Source organism: Acinetobacter thutiue (assembly GCF_030385805.1).
In the GTDB taxonomy this organism is placed as follows: Bacteria; Pseudomonadota; Gammaproteobacteria; order Pseudomonadales; family Moraxellaceae; genus Acinetobacter; species Acinetobacter corruptisaponis.
Genome location: NZ_JAUDZE010000011.1, coordinates 83,340 through 100,847, shown reverse-complemented (window position 1 = coordinate 100,847; position 17,508 = coordinate 83,340). Strand labels below are relative to the sequence as shown.

18 protein-coding genes are annotated in these 17,508 nt (G+C 39.8%); 9 read left to right on the top strand and 9 right to left on the bottom strand.

Annotation, left to right across the window (positions count from 1 at the left end):
• The coding region (locus QTA56_RS16690) for an IS3 family transposase (RefSeq protein WP_267981435.1) at nucleotides 1–96 on the top strand (96 nt) is incomplete at its 5' end.
• Between the two features lie 63 nt (nucleotides 97–159).
• Here the strand turns inward: QTA56_RS16690 and QTA56_RS16685 are convergent.
• Nucleotides 160–1,335, bottom strand: a complete 1,176-nt coding sequence (locus tag QTA56_RS16685) for a thiolase family protein (RefSeq protein ID WP_267982104.1) — start codon at nucleotides 1,333–1,335, stop codon at nucleotides 160–162.
• 112 nt (nucleotides 1,336–1,447) lie between these two features.
• Entirely contained in the window at nucleotides 1,448–1,963 is a 516-nt protein-coding gene (locus QTA56_RS16680; protein ID WP_267982103.1) for a GspH/FimT family pseudopilin, read from the bottom strand.
• 390 nt (nucleotides 1,964–2,353) lie between these two features.
• Between QTA56_RS16680 and omp38 (QTA56_RS16675) the strand changes: the two genes are divergently transcribed.
• Together omp38 (QTA56_RS16675) and omp38 (QTA56_RS16670) are read left to right on the top strand one after the other, a co-directional pair.
• Nucleotides 2,354–3,388, top strand: coding sequence for an outer membrane protein Omp38 (gene omp38, locus QTA56_RS16675; RefSeq protein WP_267982102.1), 1,035 nt, complete (start codon nucleotides 2,354–2,356; stop codon nucleotides 3,386–3,388).
• Nucleotides 3,389–3,846: 458 nt separating this feature from the next.
• Nucleotides 3,847–4,953 carry an outer membrane protein Omp38 gene (omp38, locus tag QTA56_RS16670; protein WP_267982101.1) on the top strand — a complete coding sequence of 369 codons (1,107 nt, stop codon included), beginning with the start codon at nucleotides 3,847–3,849 and terminating at the stop codon, nucleotides 4,951–4,953.
• Between the two features lie 49 nt (nucleotides 4,954–5,002).
• On the opposite strand, the gene QTA56_RS16665 is transcribed toward omp38 (QTA56_RS16670), so the two are convergent.
• From QTA56_RS16665 to QTA56_RS16645, 5 genes are all read right to left on the bottom strand, one after another.
• Entirely contained in the window at nucleotides 5,003–5,164 is a 162-nt protein-coding gene (locus QTA56_RS16665; protein WP_004678308.1) for a hypothetical protein, read from the bottom strand.
• A 4-nt stretch (nucleotides 5,165–5,168) separates the two neighbouring features.
• Nucleotides 5,169–6,374 (bottom strand): RtcB family protein, encoded by a 1,206-nt coding sequence (locus QTA56_RS16660; protein WP_267982100.1) that lies wholly within the window; start codon nucleotides 6,372–6,374, stop codon nucleotides 5,169–5,171.
• 256 nt (nucleotides 6,375–6,630) lie between these two features.
• Nucleotides 6,631–8,088 (bottom strand): amino acid permease, encoded by a 1,458-nt coding sequence (locus QTA56_RS16655; protein WP_267982099.1) that lies wholly within the window; start codon nucleotides 8,086–8,088, stop codon nucleotides 6,631–6,633.
• Nucleotides 8,089–8,106: 18 nt separating this feature from the next.
• A complete protein-coding gene (locus QTA56_RS16650; protein WP_267982098.1) occupies nucleotides 8,107–9,123 on the bottom strand; it encodes a methyltransferase in 1,017 nt (338 codons plus the stop codon).
• 61 nt (nucleotides 9,124–9,184) lie between these two features.
• Nucleotides 9,185–10,543: a uracil-xanthine permease family protein gene (locus tag QTA56_RS16645; protein WP_267982097.1), complete on the bottom strand. Its 1,359-nt coding sequence runs from the start codon at nucleotides 10,541–10,543 to the stop codon at nucleotides 9,185–9,187.
• Nucleotides 10,544–10,720: 177 nt separating this feature from the next.
• Here QTA56_RS16645 and typA point away from each other — a divergent pair, with 177 nt between their 5' ends.
• The 3 genes from typA (at nucleotide 10,721) to QTA56_RS16630 (ending at nucleotide 13,722) form a co-directional block, all read left to right on the top strand.
• Nucleotides 10,721–12,556, top strand: a complete 1,836-nt coding sequence (gene typA / locus QTA56_RS16640) for a translational GTPase TypA (protein ID WP_267982096.1) — start codon at nucleotides 10,721–10,723, stop codon at nucleotides 12,554–12,556.
• A 243-nt stretch (nucleotides 12,557–12,799) separates the two neighbouring features.
• Nucleotides 12,800–13,231, top strand: a complete 432-nt coding sequence (mscL, locus tag QTA56_RS16635; RefSeq protein WP_267982095.1) for a large conductance mechanosensitive channel protein MscL — start codon at nucleotides 12,800–12,802, stop codon at nucleotides 13,229–13,231.
• Nucleotides 13,232–13,389: 158 nt separating this feature from the next.
• Nucleotides 13,390–13,722, top strand: a complete 333-nt coding sequence (locus QTA56_RS16630; RefSeq protein WP_267982094.1) for a gamma-glutamylcyclotransferase family protein — start codon at nucleotides 13,390–13,392, stop codon at nucleotides 13,720–13,722.
• A gap of 28 nt (nucleotides 13,723–13,750) precedes the next feature.
• Here QTA56_RS16630 and QTA56_RS16625 read toward each other — a convergent pair whose 3' ends face one another.
• Both QTA56_RS16625 and mutM read right to left on the bottom strand, forming a co-directional pair.
• Complete coding sequence (locus QTA56_RS16625; protein WP_267982093.1) at nucleotides 13,751–14,041, bottom strand: peptidylprolyl isomerase; 291 nt, start codon at nucleotides 14,039–14,041, stop codon at nucleotides 13,751–13,753.
• Nucleotides 14,042–14,073: 32 nt separating this feature from the next.
• Entirely contained in the window at nucleotides 14,074–14,892 is an 819-nt protein-coding gene (gene mutM / locus QTA56_RS16620) for a bifunctional DNA-formamidopyrimidine glycosylase/DNA-(apurinic or apyrimidinic site) lyase (protein ID WP_267982092.1), read from the bottom strand.
• A 260-nt stretch (nucleotides 14,893–15,152) separates the two neighbouring features.
• Here mutM and QTA56_RS16615 point away from each other — a divergent pair, with 260 nt between their 5' ends.
• The 3 genes from QTA56_RS16615 to QTA56_RS16605 are packed head-to-tail and all read left to right on the top strand — an operon-like array spanning nucleotide 15,153 to nucleotide 17,449.
• The gene (locus QTA56_RS16615) at nucleotides 15,153–15,815 is read left to right on the top strand and encodes a hypothetical protein (protein ID WP_267982091.1); all 663 of its coding nucleotides are present in this window, start codon (nucleotides 15,153–15,155) and stop codon (nucleotides 15,813–15,815) included.
• Between the two features lie 12 nt (nucleotides 15,816–15,827).
• The gene (locus tag QTA56_RS16610) at nucleotides 15,828–16,664 is read left to right on the top strand and encodes a hypothetical protein (RefSeq protein WP_267982090.1); all 837 of its coding nucleotides are present in this window, start codon (nucleotides 15,828–15,830) and stop codon (nucleotides 16,662–16,664) included.
• Nucleotides 16,664–17,449 carry a hypothetical protein gene (locus tag QTA56_RS16605; RefSeq protein ID WP_267982089.1) on the top strand — a complete coding sequence of 262 codons (786 nt, stop codon included), beginning with the start codon at nucleotides 16,664–16,666 and terminating at the stop codon, nucleotides 17,447–17,449. Before QTA56_RS16610 ends, QTA56_RS16605 begins: the two co-directional genes overlap by 1 nt.
• Nucleotides 17,450–17,508 lie beyond the last annotated feature (59 nt).

Sequence of the window (17,508 nt, the reverse complement as noted above, 5' to 3'; positions counted from 1 at the left end):
AAATACATCCACTATTACAACCATGATCGAATCAAGGTGAAACTAAAAGGACTGAGTCCTGTACAGTACAGAAATCAGTCCTTAGAAACCACTTAATCAAACTGTCCAACTTATTGGGGTCAGATCATCAAGCAGGATTTTTATAGAAAAGAATGATATTTAGATCAATTCAATCGCAACAGCGGTCGCCTCACCACCGCCGATACAAAGTGCAGCAACACCTTTCTTGCCACCCGTACGTTTAAGTGCATGAATCAGGGTCAAAATGATACGGGAACCTGTAGAACCAACTGGGTGTCCAAGAGCACAGGCACCACCATTGATATTGACTTTTTCTGTATCTAGTTTGAAATCATCAATTGGACACATGGTGACCATGGCAAATGCTTCATTGATTTCCCAAAGATCAACGTCTTGAGCATCCCAGCCTGCCTTGTTCAAGACTTTCTGAATTGCACCTACAGGCGCAATGGTAAATTCAGATGGGTGCTGGGAATTTGATGCGGTTGCAACGATTTTTGCCAAAGGTTGTAAGCCACGTTGAGCCGCCACATCACTGTTAGTAAGTACCAGTGCAGACGCACCATCAGAGATTGAGCTGGCATTGGCGGCGGTAATGGTACCGTCTTTTGCAAATGCAGGTTTCAAACCTGGGATTTTGTCAATTTTTGCATTTAAAGGCTGTTCATCCTGATCAACGACAACGTCACCTTTACGAGTAGAAACCGTAACAGGAACGATCTCATCTTTAAAATAACCTTCAGTAATCGCTTTTTGGGCACGCTGTAAAGAACGAATGGCAAAGTCATCCATTTGTTCACGAGTATAGCCACGCGTATTTGCCATGTCCTGAGCAAATGAGCCCATTAAGCGACCAGTTTCAGCATCTTCAAGACCATCAAGGAACATATGATCTTTAATTTCACCATGACCCATACGATAGCCAGCACGTGCTTTAGGTAAAACGTAAGGTGCATTGGTCATAGATTCCATCCCCCCTGCAACCACGATTTCAGCACTGCCTGCCTTGATCATGTCAGCTGCCTGCATAACCGCTTTCATACCAGAGCCACACAGCTTGTTAATCGTTACAGCGCCTGTTGAGTCAGGTAAACCAGCTTTGCGCATTGCCTGACGGGCAGGGCCTTGCTTTAAGCCTGCTGGTAACACACAACCCATGATGACTTCTTCTACATCAGTTGGCTGTAGACCAGCACGGGCAATTGCTTCTTTAATTGTGATTGCACCCAGTTCTGGTGCAGTTGCAGTTGATAATGCACCTTGGAAGCCGCCCATTGCTGTACGAGCGCCATTGACAATTACGATGTCAGTCATTGTGTGTCTCCAGACTTATAATTTGCAGAGAATGTTCAAAACCTATGCAGTATAGTAAAAAAAAACAGTGAATAAAGTGTTTTATGTCGCCTTGCCTAGACTGAAGAGTTTTTTAGCAGGTGGGTATTTTCTCAAATCGAGGATGTCCCATACGGCCAATGATCAGTTTTGAATGATAATCCAGTGAATTGGAACAATAAATAAAGCTACCATTTGAAGCGAAAGGCAGGCCATTTTCCTGCTGAAAGACAATGTATCGTGGTGAAGAGCCAAAGCCTCTATAGCTTAGTGAACCATATTTATGATTAAGTGTGCTGGCAAATAACAAGGTTTCGTCATTATCACGTTGTCTATTTTTATTACTATCTATAAAGCTAATAAAACCCTTATTCCAGTCATTATGACAACTTTCTAAATCCTGACTTGGACAGATGATCACATTTTTATGGTAAATTTGTGCATCAGTTTTTGCTTTTTGTATGTTCATTGTGAGTATTCTAATGGTCTGGTTTGACTCCCAAGAAGCTAGTAAATAATGAAATGCTGGAATTGCGAAAGCGACTATGATGGATAAAACAGTAGTAGTCACCACTATTTCGGTTAAGGTAAAACCTAATGTTCTTTTCATGTGAAACCCAAGTAATTTTTGTTTAAATATATAAATAACAAAGTGTTAAATTATGTTTTTAAAATTAAATAATGCACTAATCTATATTGAGGTCATTATTTAAATAGAAATGCTATGTATCGAATAAATAAAAACTTGCGAACGATAATCGATTTCAACTTTATATGGGAATTGAAAATTTACTGAACTACAACGGAAATTGTAAGAAATTTTGTCAATAATTTACTAGGTTAAAGTTATCAAGCACTTGGAAAATTAATCAAGTGTTTGTATGATTCAAAGTTAAGTGAATAGCTTAAAAATAACACTGTAAGTGATTGATGCTTATTAGTGGTAAAAAATTATAGGCTAAACTTAACAACAAACAAATGTTATCTCTGGAGGATATCCATGAAATTGAGTCGTATTGCACTTGCTATGCTTGTTGCTGCCCCTTTAGCTGCTGCTAATGCGGGTGTAACAGTTACTCCATTATTACTTGGTTATACAATGTTTGATACTGAACATAATAACCATGGTGATAAGGGGCAACTTACTCCGAGTCCAGAACTTAATGATGATTTATTCGTTGGTGCTGCGTTGGGTATTGAATTGACACCTTGGTTAGGCTTTGAAGCTGAATATAGCCAAATTAAAGGTGATACGAGTACAGGTAACGATTACAAAGGTCGTAACATTGCTGGTAACGCTTATGTGACTTCTGACTTAATTACTAAAAACTATGACAGCAAAATTAAGCCATATGTTTTAGCTGGTGCAGGTCACTATAAATATGATGGTGATGACATTTATGGTGGTAAACAAGAAGGTACTCTAGCTAACGCAGGCGGTGGTATTTTCTGGCGCTTAAATGATGCGTTGTCTCTTCGTACTGAGGCGCGTGGTACTTATCATTTTGATGAGAAATTCTGGAACTACACCGCGCTTGCTGGTTTAAACGTTGTTCTTGGTGGTCACTTGAAACCTGCTGCACCAGTGGTGGAAGTTGCTCCTGTTGAACCAGTACCAGTACCTGTTCAGCCACAGCCACAAGAGTTGACTGAAGACCTTAATATGGAACTTCGTGTATTCTTTGATACCAACAAGTCAGACATCAAGCCTCAGTACAAGTCTGAAATTGCTAAAGTGGCAGAGAAATTGTCTGAATACCCGAATGCGACTGCTCGCATTGAAGGCCACACAGACAACACTGGTCCACGTAAGTTGAACGAACGTTTATCTTTGGCGCGCGCTAACTCTGTTAAGTCTGCACTTGTCAATGAATACAACGTAAATGCATCTCGCTTGACAACTCAGGGCTTTGCTTGGGATCAACCGATTGCTGACAACAAGACTAAAGAAGGTCGTGCCATGAACCGTCGCGTATTTGCTGCGATCACTGGTAGCCGTACTGTTGTTGTACAACCAGGTCAACAAGCTCAGTAATTGAGTCTTGATGATATGAAAGGGCGGCTCAATTGAGCCGCTTTTTTATTTCTAGGATTATTTATAATCGTGAGGTCGAATATTTATTGTTTTAAAAATTTATATAGTTGAAGCATTAATGGAATGAGGTAAAAAATCTTGTTCTATATTTGAAAGAAATGTTGGAATTGTTTAGTCTTATTGAAAAGTTTTTGATATGTGGTTAAAACTCTGATTAAAAAATGATAAACTTCATGCGCTAGAACAACGTTAATGAAAATTTACTTAGCTGCTATATTAAGTGGGGGATAAGTATTTTTCGAGAATCGAGGGCTGAATATTGCTAAATGCTTGGAAAATTGATCAAGTGTTTGTATGATTCAACGTGAAATGAATGACTGTGACAGATAGAATAAGTTATCAGTGTTCAAAAAATTACTAGAGCAAGCTTAAATATTTTTTATCTTTGGAGGATATCCATGAAAATGAGTCGTATTGTACTTGCTATGCTGGCTGTAACACCTTTTGTTGCTGCAAATGCAGGTGTCACAATTACCCCTTTAATGCTTGGTTATCACTGGTATCCAGGAGATACCCAAGACAAACAACGTGATGTATTAACAGATCGCGATCCAAATGGTTTAGGTTGGACTGGTAGCCCAAATGGTTCTGGTGTTGCTTTACAAAGTGATTTACTTGTTGGTGCTGCAATTGGTGTTGAATTGACCCCATGGTTGCAGGCTGAGGTTGAGTATCAACAAACCAAAGCTGATGCTGCCCGTAAGGAAAGTGCAACTGATAATGGTCAGCCTTGGGATGCTAAACATCAAACTCTAAGCTTAAATGCGATTGCAACTGCTGATGTATTTACAGGTAAATATGATAGCAAAATCAAGCCATATGCATTGCTTGGTGGTGGATATTCTAAATTAACAATCGATAATCCAGGTTGGGATCGTCGTTCTTATGACACCATTGGTAATATCGGCGGTGGTGTGTTATGGGAATTGAACGATGCCTTAACACTTCGTACTGAGGGTCGTGCAACTTATAACTTTGATAACAGTTGGTGGGAAGGTCAGGCTATGGCTGCTCTTCAAGTTGTTGTCGGTGGTCACTTACGTCCAGCTGCACCAGTGGTAGAGGTTGCTCCAGTTGAACCTACACCCGTACCTGTTCAGCCACAGCCACAAGAGATGACTGAAGACCTTAACATGGAGCTTCGTGTGTTCTTTGATACCAACAAGTCAGACATCAAGCCTCAGTACAAGTCTGAAATTGCGAAAGTAGCAGAGAAATTGGGTGAATTCCCGAATGCAACTGCCCGTATTGAAGGTCACACAGACAACACAGGCCCACGTAAGTTGAACGAACGTTTGTCTCTGGCTCGTGCTAACTCTGTTAAATCTTCGCTTGTGAATGAATACAATGTTGATGCATCTCGTTTATCTACTCAAGGTTTCGCTTGGGATCAACCGATTGCAGACAACAAGACTAAAGAAGGCCGTGCCATGAACCGTCGCGTATTCGCTGCGATCACTGGTAGCCGTACTGTTGTTGTACAACCAGGTCAACAAGCTCAGTAATTGAGTCTTGATGATATGAAAGGGCGGCTCAATTGAGCCGCTTTTTTTACTAGAGCCAAGCAGTTTTGTTCAGGAACTTTTTGGTATCTTTACGTTCCTTGCGATGTTGGGCTTTCGGTTTTTCGCTTTCATGAATGCCTCCCTTGTGAAGTAAAGGAGAGAGTGCAACAGGATTGCGAGCTTTAATCTTTGGCATATCTTTTAATTTCATCGTGTTAGCCTTTAATACATAAAATTTGTTTGAGTGTATGTACAATTTCAATCAGATCAGACTGGTTTGCCATGACTTGATCAATGTCTTTGTATGCACTCGGAATTTCATCAATCACACCTGCATCTTTACGGCATTCAATGCCTTGGGTTTGTTGAATCAAATCATCTTGACTGAACAGTAACTTTGCCTTGTTGCGACTCATTTTCCGTCCCGCACCATGTGAACATGAACAGAATGATTCAGGATTTGCCTTACCTTTAACAATATAGGAGCGAGCACCCATTGAACCTGGGATGATACCGAGTTCATCATGACCTGCCCGAATAGCGCCTTTACGGGTAATCAGTAGGTCTTTACCAAAGTGATTCTCCCGACTGACATAGTTGTGATGGCAATTAATCGCTTCTTTGGTCATTTGAAAGGGTGGTATAAGCGGGCGAATGGCTTCCAGAATCAGTCGCATCATTTCCCGACGATTCTCAAAAGCATAGTTTTGTGCCCATTCCACTGCTTCAACATAATCATTAAAACTGGCTGAACCCTCGGCAAAGTAGCTTAAATCCTTGTCAGGGACATGACCAAAACGGTGCTGTGCTTCTTTCTTTGCCAGTTCGATAAAATAGGTGCCAATCACATTACCCAAGCCACGGCTACCTGAATGCAACATGATCCAGACATCCTGATTTTCATCCAGACATAGCTCAATAAAATGGTTGCCACCACCTAAAGTACCAAGTTGTTTTTGCCAGGTGGCATCAAACTTTCGCAGCATCCGAACCAAGCCTGGGTGTTTTTGAATGATCGGCTGCAAGCGTTTTTCCAATGGAATAATGCTGGAAGCCTTGGCTTTGATTTGCTTGTGCAATTCAAAGCCGACAGGAACCTTGCGTTCAATTGCATGCCGTAACGGTGCAAGATTGTCTGGTAATTGGGATGCCTTGAGGTTGAGTCGAACTGCATTCATGCCACACCCAATATCCACACCAACTGCCGCAGGAATAATTGCATGTTGGGTTGGAATCACGCTGCCAACGGTTGCCCCTTTACCCACATGCACGTCTGGCATGACAGCAATATGTGAATAAATAAATTGCAGTTGTGCCATTTTCTTGAGTTGTTCAATGCTCTCGCTATCAATGTCGTTGGTGAATATTTTCACTGGAACGCCATAGTGTGCTTCGGCATTCAGAATTTTTTGTATGCCCATTTTCTTATCTCGGTCATTTTAATTTTTCTGTCCGAATAGGCATAAAAAAACCTAGCGAATGCCAGGTCTAATAAAGCATTCGGACAAGTGATCAGCAGATTTGTCACTTGTCCGTGAGACGACAACGTGCCAAACCTTAGTAAGTTGTTCCTTGTAGTAATGGCATGATGTTGTCCTCCTATAAAATAATGCCGTTGAAAATATGAGCGTGAATTCTACCCATATTTTCATAATGGTCAAGTAAAAAAATGGTTTTTTATTCGCCCTCTTTCACATTCATGTCTTTGTAGGCAATCAGTTTGGTTTTATGTTTCCATTTATATCCTAACCAAATAATCAGGAATAATGGAATGCTGATATAGGTTGAAAGTAAGCCTAACCAGTCAATTTTACCGCCCAGAACGGCCTGATAGTTCTGTCCTAAGATGATGATTGAACACAGAATAAAAGCAAACCATGGGGCAAATGGGAAAAACTTGGCACGGTAGGCAAGGTCTTCGACTTTATAGCCCTGTGCTGTATAGCCTTTGCGGAAACGGTAATGTGAAATGGCAATGCCGAGCCAGACGATAAATCCGCACATGCCTGACATATTCAGCAACCAGTTAAATACTTGTTGCTCGCCAATAAAAGTGGTCAGGAAACAGAGGGCAGCAACGGCTGTGGTTGCATACAAGGCATTCATGGGAACGCCACGAGTATCCAGTTTGGAGAACCATTTTGGCGCACGACCCTCTTTTGCCATATCAAACAGCATGCGGGTAGATGAGTACATCCCAGAGTTACCCGCAGATAAAATCGCACTCAGAATCACTGCATTCATTAAGCCTGCGGCAAAGGCCAAGCCTGCTTTTTCATACAGTAAGGTAAAGGGTGAAAGGGCAATATTTTCACTTTCGGCTGCATGTAGCAACAGTGGATTGTCATAGCTGACCAATGTACCAATGATAAAAATACACAGGATATAGAACAGCAAAATTCGCCAGAAAATCTGTTTGATGGCCAATGGAATGGTTTTCTTTGGATCTTTGGATTCACCTGCGGCAACGCCCACCATTTCAGTACCCTGAAAAGAGAATCCCGCAATCATGGCGACCCCGACTAAAGCTTGTAGGCCACCTACAAAAGGCGCATCCCCCTTGGTCCAGTTGTTCCATACTGATACATCAGGTGTAAGCATGATTTTTACAATCATGGCAATCCCAATGATGATAAAGACGATAATCGCAACCACTTTAATCATGGAAAACCAGAATTCGCTTTCACCAAAGCCTTTGACCGTCATGGCATTAATGCCAAAAATCACGGCAAGGAAAATTGCGCTCCAGTAAAAACCTGCAATCTCAGGAAACCAGAATTTCATAATGAACTGTACTGCAACCAATTCAAAAGCGACAGTAATTGCCCAGTTATACCAGTAGTTCCAGCCCAGTGCGAAACCAAAACCCTCTTCGACATAGCGGCTGCCATAGGTAAAGAATGCACCAGAGCTTGGGTTATGGGTGGCAAGTTCTCCCAGACTGGTCATCAGGAAATAAATCATGATCCCGATTAGGGCGTATGCCAATAACGCACCACCTGGACCTGCGGTGGCAATGGTAGAACCCGAAGCAAGGAATAAGCCTGTGCCAATTGAACCGCCAATGGCAATCATATTGAGGTGGCGTGCCCCAAGCTTACGCTGGAGATGTTGGGGAGCAGATGTATCGCTCATAAAAATTCCTTAAACTGTTTATTTTGTACAGGCATACAACACCTTGAATCCTTGTTGATCCGCTTTAACTGTACACTGACCAAAGCTTTGCTCAATCAGCGGCGGATAGTTCAGGAATCGATTGGCGACAATCCATAGCTCGCCTGAGCTATTCAGGTGAGATTTGGCAAGCTGGCACAGTGCTTCACTGGCATGGTAATTGGTCTGGATACCCTGATGGAAAGGCGGATTGCTGACAATGGTATCCAGCTCTTTGGGTGCATCAGCAAAACCCGTGACAGGCTGAAGGTGAAGCTGGGTTAAATTTAAACCGTTTTGTTGAAAGGTCAGTTCAGTTGAGCGTAATGCAAATGCATCAACATCCAGTGCAAAAATTTGTTGGTTTGGATTAAGTTTGGCTAGATAGGCACTGATCACACCCGCACCGCAACCGAAGTCGGCAATCTTGCCTGATTTTATTTGATTCAGGTAAGGCAATAATACGGCTGTACCGACATCTAAATGGTCCTGACTAAATACGCCAGGTAGGGCAGTGATTTCTAGCTGGTCTTGTCCAACCTGAATGCTATAGCTTTTAATCCAATGTTCAAGTGGCTTTAATTGCCCAGTTTTTTCGATGATCATCTGCCAAAGTTGACAATGACGTGCGCTGTCAAGTTTGAGGGTTTTACCGTATTGCTGCAATTGTTTGGCAGCACGTTCCACACCGCCCTTTTTCTCACCGACAAGGAAAACAGACTGTCCCAGTGTTAAATGGCTGGTCACCACATGCAGAATATAATTCAGCAACTCTTTTGATTTAGGTACAAAAATAATCACCTGATCAAAGCTTGCCTGTGGAAATTCAACTGAAAAATGTGAGTTGATTCCTGCATTGAGAAAAGCTTGGTGGTCGGCATAATTCCAGGTCCAGACAGAGGCTTGAACTTGGCTGGGTAAATTCTTGGCAAGCTGATCATTTGGGGCATTGATCAATAGCACTTGCCCATTTAAATAATCCTGTTGTCGTAAAACAACTTCACTACGTGGATCCATTTTGATCTCTCATCAAAAACAAAGCCCAGTGGTAAAACTGGGCAGTGCGATTGCCAGATGGTTATTTGTGCGTTTCAGGTAAAACAATATTTAAAATCAAGGCTGCCAGTCCACCTGTTGCCACGCCTGAACTAAAGATGTTTTTAAATAGTTCAGGTAGGTGCTCCAGAATCTGCGGCACTTGTGCCACGCCTAAACCCAGTGCAAGGGAAATGGCAACAATCAATAATGCGCGGCGGTCTAGCTGGATGCTGGCAAGGATATTGATTCCAGACGCAGCAACAGCACCAAACATCACCATCACCGCACCACCAAGCACAGCTTGAGGTACAGCTTGAATTACCGCCGCAACAGCAGGGAACAGACCTAAAATAACCAGCAGGATGGCAATCCAGATACCGACATAACGGCTTGCCACACCTGTCAGTTGAATAACACCATTGTTTTGAGCAAACACAGAACTTGGGAATGTATTGAAAATACCCGCCAGAAATGAGTTCGCACCATTGACCAATACACCACCCTTAATTCGTTGCATCCAAATTGGACCATCAACAGGCTGGTTGGAAATTTTACTGGTGGCGGTGACATCACCAATCGCTTCCAGTGAAGTGACCAAATAGATAAATGCCATTGGAATAAACAGGCTCCATGAAAAGCTTAATCCAAAATGCATTGGGGTTGGAATCTGGATCAGTGGCGCATCCTGCAACACAGAAAAGTTTAAATGTCCCATAAATCCAGCAAGGATATAACCAATGACCAAAGCAATTAAAATTGCTGAACTTTTCACCCAAATTATACGTATACGATTGAGTAGAATAATAATTCCCAGCACAGTACAGGACATGATGAGGTTATCTGCATTGGCAAAGGTATTGTCCTGCATCGCAGTATAACCACCGCCCATGCTGATCAAACCCTCTTTAATCAAGGTTAAGCCGATCAGCAGAACCACAATGCCTGTCACAAGTGGAGTAATCAGCTTTTTAACCCAGGGTAGAATTCTGGAGACACCCATTTCGATGAATGAACCCGCAATCACCACGCCAAAAATGGCTGCCATCACCTGTTCAACTGGCGTACCTGCTGCAACCATGGCACTGCCAATCCCAATGATGGGGCCAATAAAATTAAAGCTGGTGCCTTGGACAATCAGCAATCCTGCACCAAATGGTCCAACTTTTTTGCACTGTAAAAAGGTCGCAATCCCTGAAATAATCAATGACATGGACAGGATCATGTTGGTGTCTTCGCGGGACACGCCAAGTGCCAGACAGATCAATAAACCTGGGGTTACGATAGGCACCAGGATTGCCAAAAGATGCTGTAATGCGGCTAAAAATGCAACAAAAGGTTTCGGTTGATCGTTTAGTCCATAGACCAGATCAAGCTGTTGCTGGGGTTGGGAATTCGACATGGGAGTATAAAAAAGCGATAAGCATTAGTGGAATATTCTAATAGAGTTGGCCTACTTTACCAACGATTCTGTAACGTTTCGTCAGAAAAAAAGCACTCTGTCAATAAACTGTCACTACTAAAGTTTAGGATTCTTCTGTATAATTTGCCCTCAAATTTAAAGCGTATCGAATTTTACATGTCAGATATTAAAACTCTCCGTAACATTGCCATTATTGCGCACGTCGATCATGGTAAAACGACTCTTGTAGACAAACTTTTACAACAATCAGGTGCTCTTGGCGATCGCGCAGGCGAGATTGAACGTGTTATGGATTCTAACGCGCTTGAGTCTGAACGTGGTATTACTATTCTTGCAAAAAACACTGCAATCAAATGGTTAGATGCACGTACCAACACTGAATATCGCATCAACATCGTTGACACCCCAGGACACGCCGACTTCGGTGGTGAAGTGGAACGTGTAATGTCGATGGTTGACTGCGTATTGCTTCTTGTTGACTCTCAAGAAGGGCCTATGCCACAAACTCGTTTCGTAACGCAAAAAGCGTTCGCACGTGGTTTGAAGCCAATCGTAATTATTAACAAAGTTGACAAGCCAAGTGCTCGTTGCGATTGGGTTATTGATCAGGTATTTGATTTATTTGATAACTTGGGTGCAACTGATGAGCAATTGGATTTCCCAATCGTTTATGCTTCAGGTCTTCGTGGTGTTGCAGGTCCATCGCCAGAGGAACTTGCTGATGATATGACACCATTGTTCCAAACCATCGTCGATATCGTTGAACCACCAGCCGTTGATGTTGATGGTCCATTCCAGATGCAGATTTCATCACTTGACTATAACAGCTTCGTCGGTGTTATCGGTGTTGGTCGTATTCAACGTGGTTCAGTGAAATTGAATACGCAAGTCACTGTAATTGATAAAGAAGGTAAGACACGTAACGGTCGTATCCTTAAAATTATGGGTTACCACGGTTTAGAGCGTGTTGATGTTGAATCTGCATCAGCAGGCGATATCATCTGTATTACAGGTATTGATGCACTCAATATTTCTGACACAATTTGTGATCCGAAAAATGTTGAGGCATTGCCGCCATTGTCTGTAGATGAACCTACAGTTTCGATGACATTCCAGGTGAACAACTCACCATTTGCGGGTAAAGAAGGTAAGTTCGTGACTTCACGTAATATTCGTGAACGTCTTGATCGTGAATTGATTCACAACGTGGCATTACGTGTTGAAGATACTGATAGTCCAGACCGTTTCAAGGTTTCTGGTCGTGGTGAGCTGCATCTTTCCGTTCTGATTGAAAATATGCGTCGTGAAGGCTTCGAGATGGGTGTTTCTCGTCCACAAGTCATCATGAAAGAAATTGATGGCGAAAGACAAGAGCCATTTGAAAATGTAACGTTTGATGTTGAAGAACAGCACCAAGGTTCTGTAATGGAACAAATGGGCTTCCGTAAAGGTGAGATGACCAATATGGAAGTTGACGGTAAAGGTCGTATCCGTATTGAAGCTACCGTTCCTTCACGTGGTTTGATTGGTTTCCGTTCTGAATTCTTAACCATGACCTCTGGTACAGGGATTATGACATCAAGTTTCTCACATTACGGTCCAGCGAAAGCAGGTACTGTGGCGAAGCGTCAAAACGGTGTGTTGATCTCTATGGTTCAAGGGACTTGCTTGGGCTATGCATTATTTACACTTCAAGACCGTGGTCGTTTATTTGCTAAACCACAACTTGAAGTATATGAAGGCATGATCATCGGTATTAACTCCCGTTCAGACGATATGGTTGTTAACCCAACTAAAGCGAAACAGCTCACCAACGTCCGCGCATCTGGTACTGATGAAGCATTGACTTTAACACCTGCAATGGAATATACGCTTGAACAAGCGCTTGAATTCATTGAAGATGATGAGCTAGTTGAAGTAACACCAAAATCAATTCGTATTCGTAAGCGTTACTTGACTGAAAACGAACGTAAGCGTAACCGTGATAAATAATTTTTCTTAACTGAAAAAGAAAAAACCGCTAATTCTATTTAGCGGTTTTTTATTATATAAAATAAATGAATACATCATGCTTAAGTTCATATTTTTATTAAAATAAAATATGTTGTTAAAGTGTGAAATAACTTTATTTTTTTCAGAATAATATTAAATTATCAACATTATGATGAATAACTGTGCCTATGTAATAAACAATGCAAAAGTAGGTGCGATCATGTCAACTCTGGAGAGTTATAGATGAGTATTATTAAAGAATTTAAAGAGTTTGCCATTAAGGGCAACATGATGGATTTAGCGATAGGTGTCATCATTGGTGGCGCTTTTGGTAAAATCATCGATTCACTGGTCAAGGATATCATCATGCCTGTGATCTCATGGATCCTGGGTGGGGAAGTGGACTATACCAATTGGTTCTTGGTATTGGGAGATAACCCAAATAACATTACCACGCTGAAAGCAGCTCAAGATGCAGGACTTAATGTATTTGCCTATGGTAGCTTCCTGACGATCTTGATTAACTTCTTGCTGTTAGCCTGGGTTGTGTTCTTGTTGGTGAAAGTGATGAACCGTATTCGTAAACAAGAAGAAGTCGCTCCTGAACCAGTAGCAACGCCAGAAGATATTCAATTGTTACGTGAAATCCGTGATGAATTGAAAAAACAGGGTTAAAAACTCCTGAAATAAAATGACATCTCAAGATGTCATTTTTTATGAATGATTAGAAAATAATTGGTAAAAGTTATTTGAATAATTATGAATATTGAGCATGGAAAGTTTAATTATTTCACTTTAACATGCTGAAAAGTATTGAAGTGGGATAAACTATTATGAATCGTTTATTTGTATATGGCACCCTCTGTCCAAACCGAGAGAATGCCCATATTCTTGGTGGAATCGGTGGAGATTGGCAGAAAGCTTATGTACGTGGAACGGTTCATATTTTAGATTGGGGTCCAGATAAGGGTTTACCCGCAATTATTCTGAGTAATAAAGATCCATTGGTTGAAGGCTATTTGTTTAGCACTGAAAAATTAGAACAAAACTGGCAAATGCTGGATGACTTTGAGGGGGTGCAATATAAAAGAGTACAAGTTAAAACCATTCTGAATTCTGGTGAGATTGTACAAGCATGGACTTATGTCATGAATGAGCAGATATAGAACAATCATTCACGGTAAAAGAAAAGCTTTAGTGAAAACCCTCCATACGGAATTTAATTTCAACCAGATGAAAGCCAAATTGGCTTTTAATTGGACCGTGTAAGACCCTCTCCGCGGCAGTAAAGACCAGTTTGTCGATCACAGGAACAAGCTGCCCTTTTTTCACTTCACCGAGTTCACCACCGCGTTTTGCTGAGTTGCATGTTGAATATTGCTTGGCGATTTTCACAAAGTCCGCGCCAGAATGAATCCGCTTTTTCAGTTGTTCTGCCAAGTCTTTATCCTTGACCAGAATATGCCGAACAATTGCAGTCTGCATAAATCACTCTCCTTGAGCCAGCATTGAAATAACTAAGCTTTCTTATTTAAGGGTTGGCACTGTGGGCAGAACACACTGGCGCGTTGTCCCAACTTTAAATTCTCCAGCGTGGTTTCGCAGTTGACGCACATTTCACCTGCACGACCATAAGCAAGCAGCGTTTGTTGGAAATAACCATTTTCGCCCATCGCATTACTATAGTCGCGTAAAGTTGAACCGCCAAGATCAATCGCTTGTTTTAGGATGCGCTTGACCTCAATCACCAACTTTTCAACTTGTGCTTGGGTTAAAGTTGAAGCAGGTTGCGCAGGATGAACTCCAATATTGAATAGACTTTCAGTTGCGTAAATATTACCAACACCTACCACCACATGATTATCCATAAGCGCAATTTTAATACCTACATTCTTCTTATTTAGCTTTTCTAACAAATAAGTCGCATTAAAATCTTCACTTAAAGGTTCAGGACCAAGTGTGTCAATAAGCTTGGACTGGTTGTCCTGATTTAGCCAAAGAATACAACCAAAACGACGTGGATCATGATAGCGCAGTTGAATATCTTCAAAATCAATAATTAAATGATCATGTTTGCGCAATTCATCATTGGGTTGGCATAATCGAAAACTACCAGACATTCCGAGATGCCAAAGCATTTGATTCTGTTCAAATTCAGCTAGAATATATTTAGAGCGGCGTGAAAGCGTTATTAAACGCTGTCCAACCAATTTCTGAATATCATCAGGAATTTTCCAGCGTAAGTTTGCATTTAAGACTTTAACTGCTAAAACACGTTGGTCGAGTAAAGGCAGTAAACTTGTTTTAGTAGTTTCAACTTCTGGAAGTTCGGGCATATCAGATATGTCGTGAGTGAGATTATTCTTTATATGGAGTTTATTATTTAAATTGCAAATCAATTAATTAAAAGAATGATTTTTAAAAGGATTGAGATTCTATAAGTTTATTGTATAATCAAAAAATATGTTAGAAAATGATGAAAAATAACAAGATAGCTTGATTTTATTTTTAGATTTATGAATAAGGGGGGGTGATGTTCTGGGAGAGCAAATTACATAAATGGGGATGTATCTGTGCAATCGTCGTGAGTATTCTTATGATTATTGATCTTTTTCCAGTTTCTTTTTTGATGATAATAGTTAGCTATGCTTTAGGTTATTTCTTTTATTTCTGTTATAAAAAACTAAAAGAAGATGTCTTGGTCAATTATGAGATTATGAATCAATATGAGCAGGAATATTTAGATTATAATGAAAAAATCCTTGAAAAAAACAATGCTTTTATTTATAAAACAGAGGATAACATCACCGCCAAAGTTCAAACCCCACCTTTATCATTTTTAGATTATTTTAGAAAATTCAAGATACAAGCTCAAGGTCATCTAGGGCAAGATGCTTTTATCAAGTTGAATCAGATGGATGAATTACTCAAAATATTATCAGATAAGATAAGGAGTACATCGCCTACAGATTTAATGTTACAGGAAAGAAATATTGATAGGATCTTAAAACAATATTTAATTCCAGCCTTGAAAAATTATATTGAATTACCTATTTTTCTAAGAGAACGTGCTTTTCTTGAAAATAATAGCACACCAAGTTCTTTATTGAATATGCAGTTGGATTTGATTAAAACTGAGTTGGAGGAAATTGTTCAGTTAATTTATCAAAATGATCTTAATCGTTTACATGATCATGCTGAGTTTTTAAAACAGAAGTTAGAAAGAGAAGAATTTTTTAAATTTAAGACAGATGAATAAAAGGGGAAATAAATGAGTGCTGCATTATTTTTCTTTATTATGCTTATTCTATTTTTAATTGTTCTTGTCTCTATTATTGTTGGAATGACGAAAATTCCAAAAGACTTCTATCGCTTTGGTTGTATTGTTGCAATTCTTTATTGTATTTTAGTGCTTGTGGGGATATTTAAATGGTCATGGATATGGTGTATATTAAGTTATATTGCTGGAATGCTGTTATATAATCGAATCTATACGGATAATATATTCTTTGGGGAAACAGAAAAAGTTAGCTTTAATGAATCTAAAAATAATGATGAAGAACTTGAATTATCTAAAGAAAATAATGAAATAGTAAATACTCATAAAACAGCCCCAGAAATAAAAATGACACGTCACCTTATCCAAGAACAAGAGCGAATGGAAATTGAAAAAAATGCGCTGTTTCTTTTGATTGATTTAAAAGCACAAGTGCGGTCTGAACTTAATTTTAATCAGAATAAGTTGCTCAATGAGATACATGATGTTTTTGCAGGTTTACAACAGAAAATTAATCAAACTTCTCAGAAAAAGAGTCAAAGCGAAATTGAAGCTGTTCTGCGGACTTCATTGGAATTATTAAAGAAATCAATAGAGGAATATATACAATATCCTAAAAATCAACGTTATTATCCGTCTGAACAACATGTACCATCTCCACAAATTTGGTTGACACAACAGTTAGAACAGATGTTAGAACAACTGATTGAAGTTGCAGAGTTATTGTATAAAAAAGACTTGGAGTCCATTCATTCACATAATGAATTTATTTTGCAGCAACTTAAACCCAATCACTTTTTTAAAGTGGGTAAATATATGGGATCAGAATAATGTCGAATATTCCAAGTTCTATTTTACATTGTATTTTATTATTTTTGGTTATCGTTATTGTGACTTCCCAGAAAAGAGAAACACGTTCAGTCAAAGCTAGTCCTGAAGCACATCTTGCCGCCATGGAGGAGACCAAAGCAGCAGAGGCGATTGCCCAGAAAAAATTTGAAGATGATGCTGCTCCAGATATAAATCATCAAATAAGCGAGGCTGCGATGATAAAAGATATGGCTGATGTGCCTACAAAAGAAAATATGGCATCTGTAACGAAACAAAAGTTCCATGAAATTGCAAAAAATGCCAAGATTTATTATGTGGGAGTATATGAATCTGCACAACAAAGTGAGGAACAAAGAAAAATATTTGATCAATGTCAAAAACAGAATGAGGGTAGGTCTGCTGGAGATTGTCATACTCAGGCTTATATGCAACACCGACCAGATTTGAAAAAAGCAGTAACAATTCATGTAAATACTAAACAACCGATTATTTTAGTTTTAAGTAATTACGAAGCAGTTGATTGGATTGTGAAAGGAAATACGGATAAAATTCGATTAATTTATGCTACTGGTTATTATGGAAGTGAGGTTCATACAAAATTAACTCAGGGAAAAATTTATGGATCATTTTATCAGGATAATATCTGTTCAGGCTGTTTGATAAGCTATTTACCTTATTGGTCGGAGTATAAACAGCCAGAGAGATCAATTATATTTGATTATTTTGGTAAAGATATTTCTTCTTTTCAAGGGGAGTATTATGGAAAAACTTTTCATCTGGATTGATTTTTTATAATTTTAGTTATTATTTATTTGGTCTTGTCATAAAAATAAATAGGCTTCAT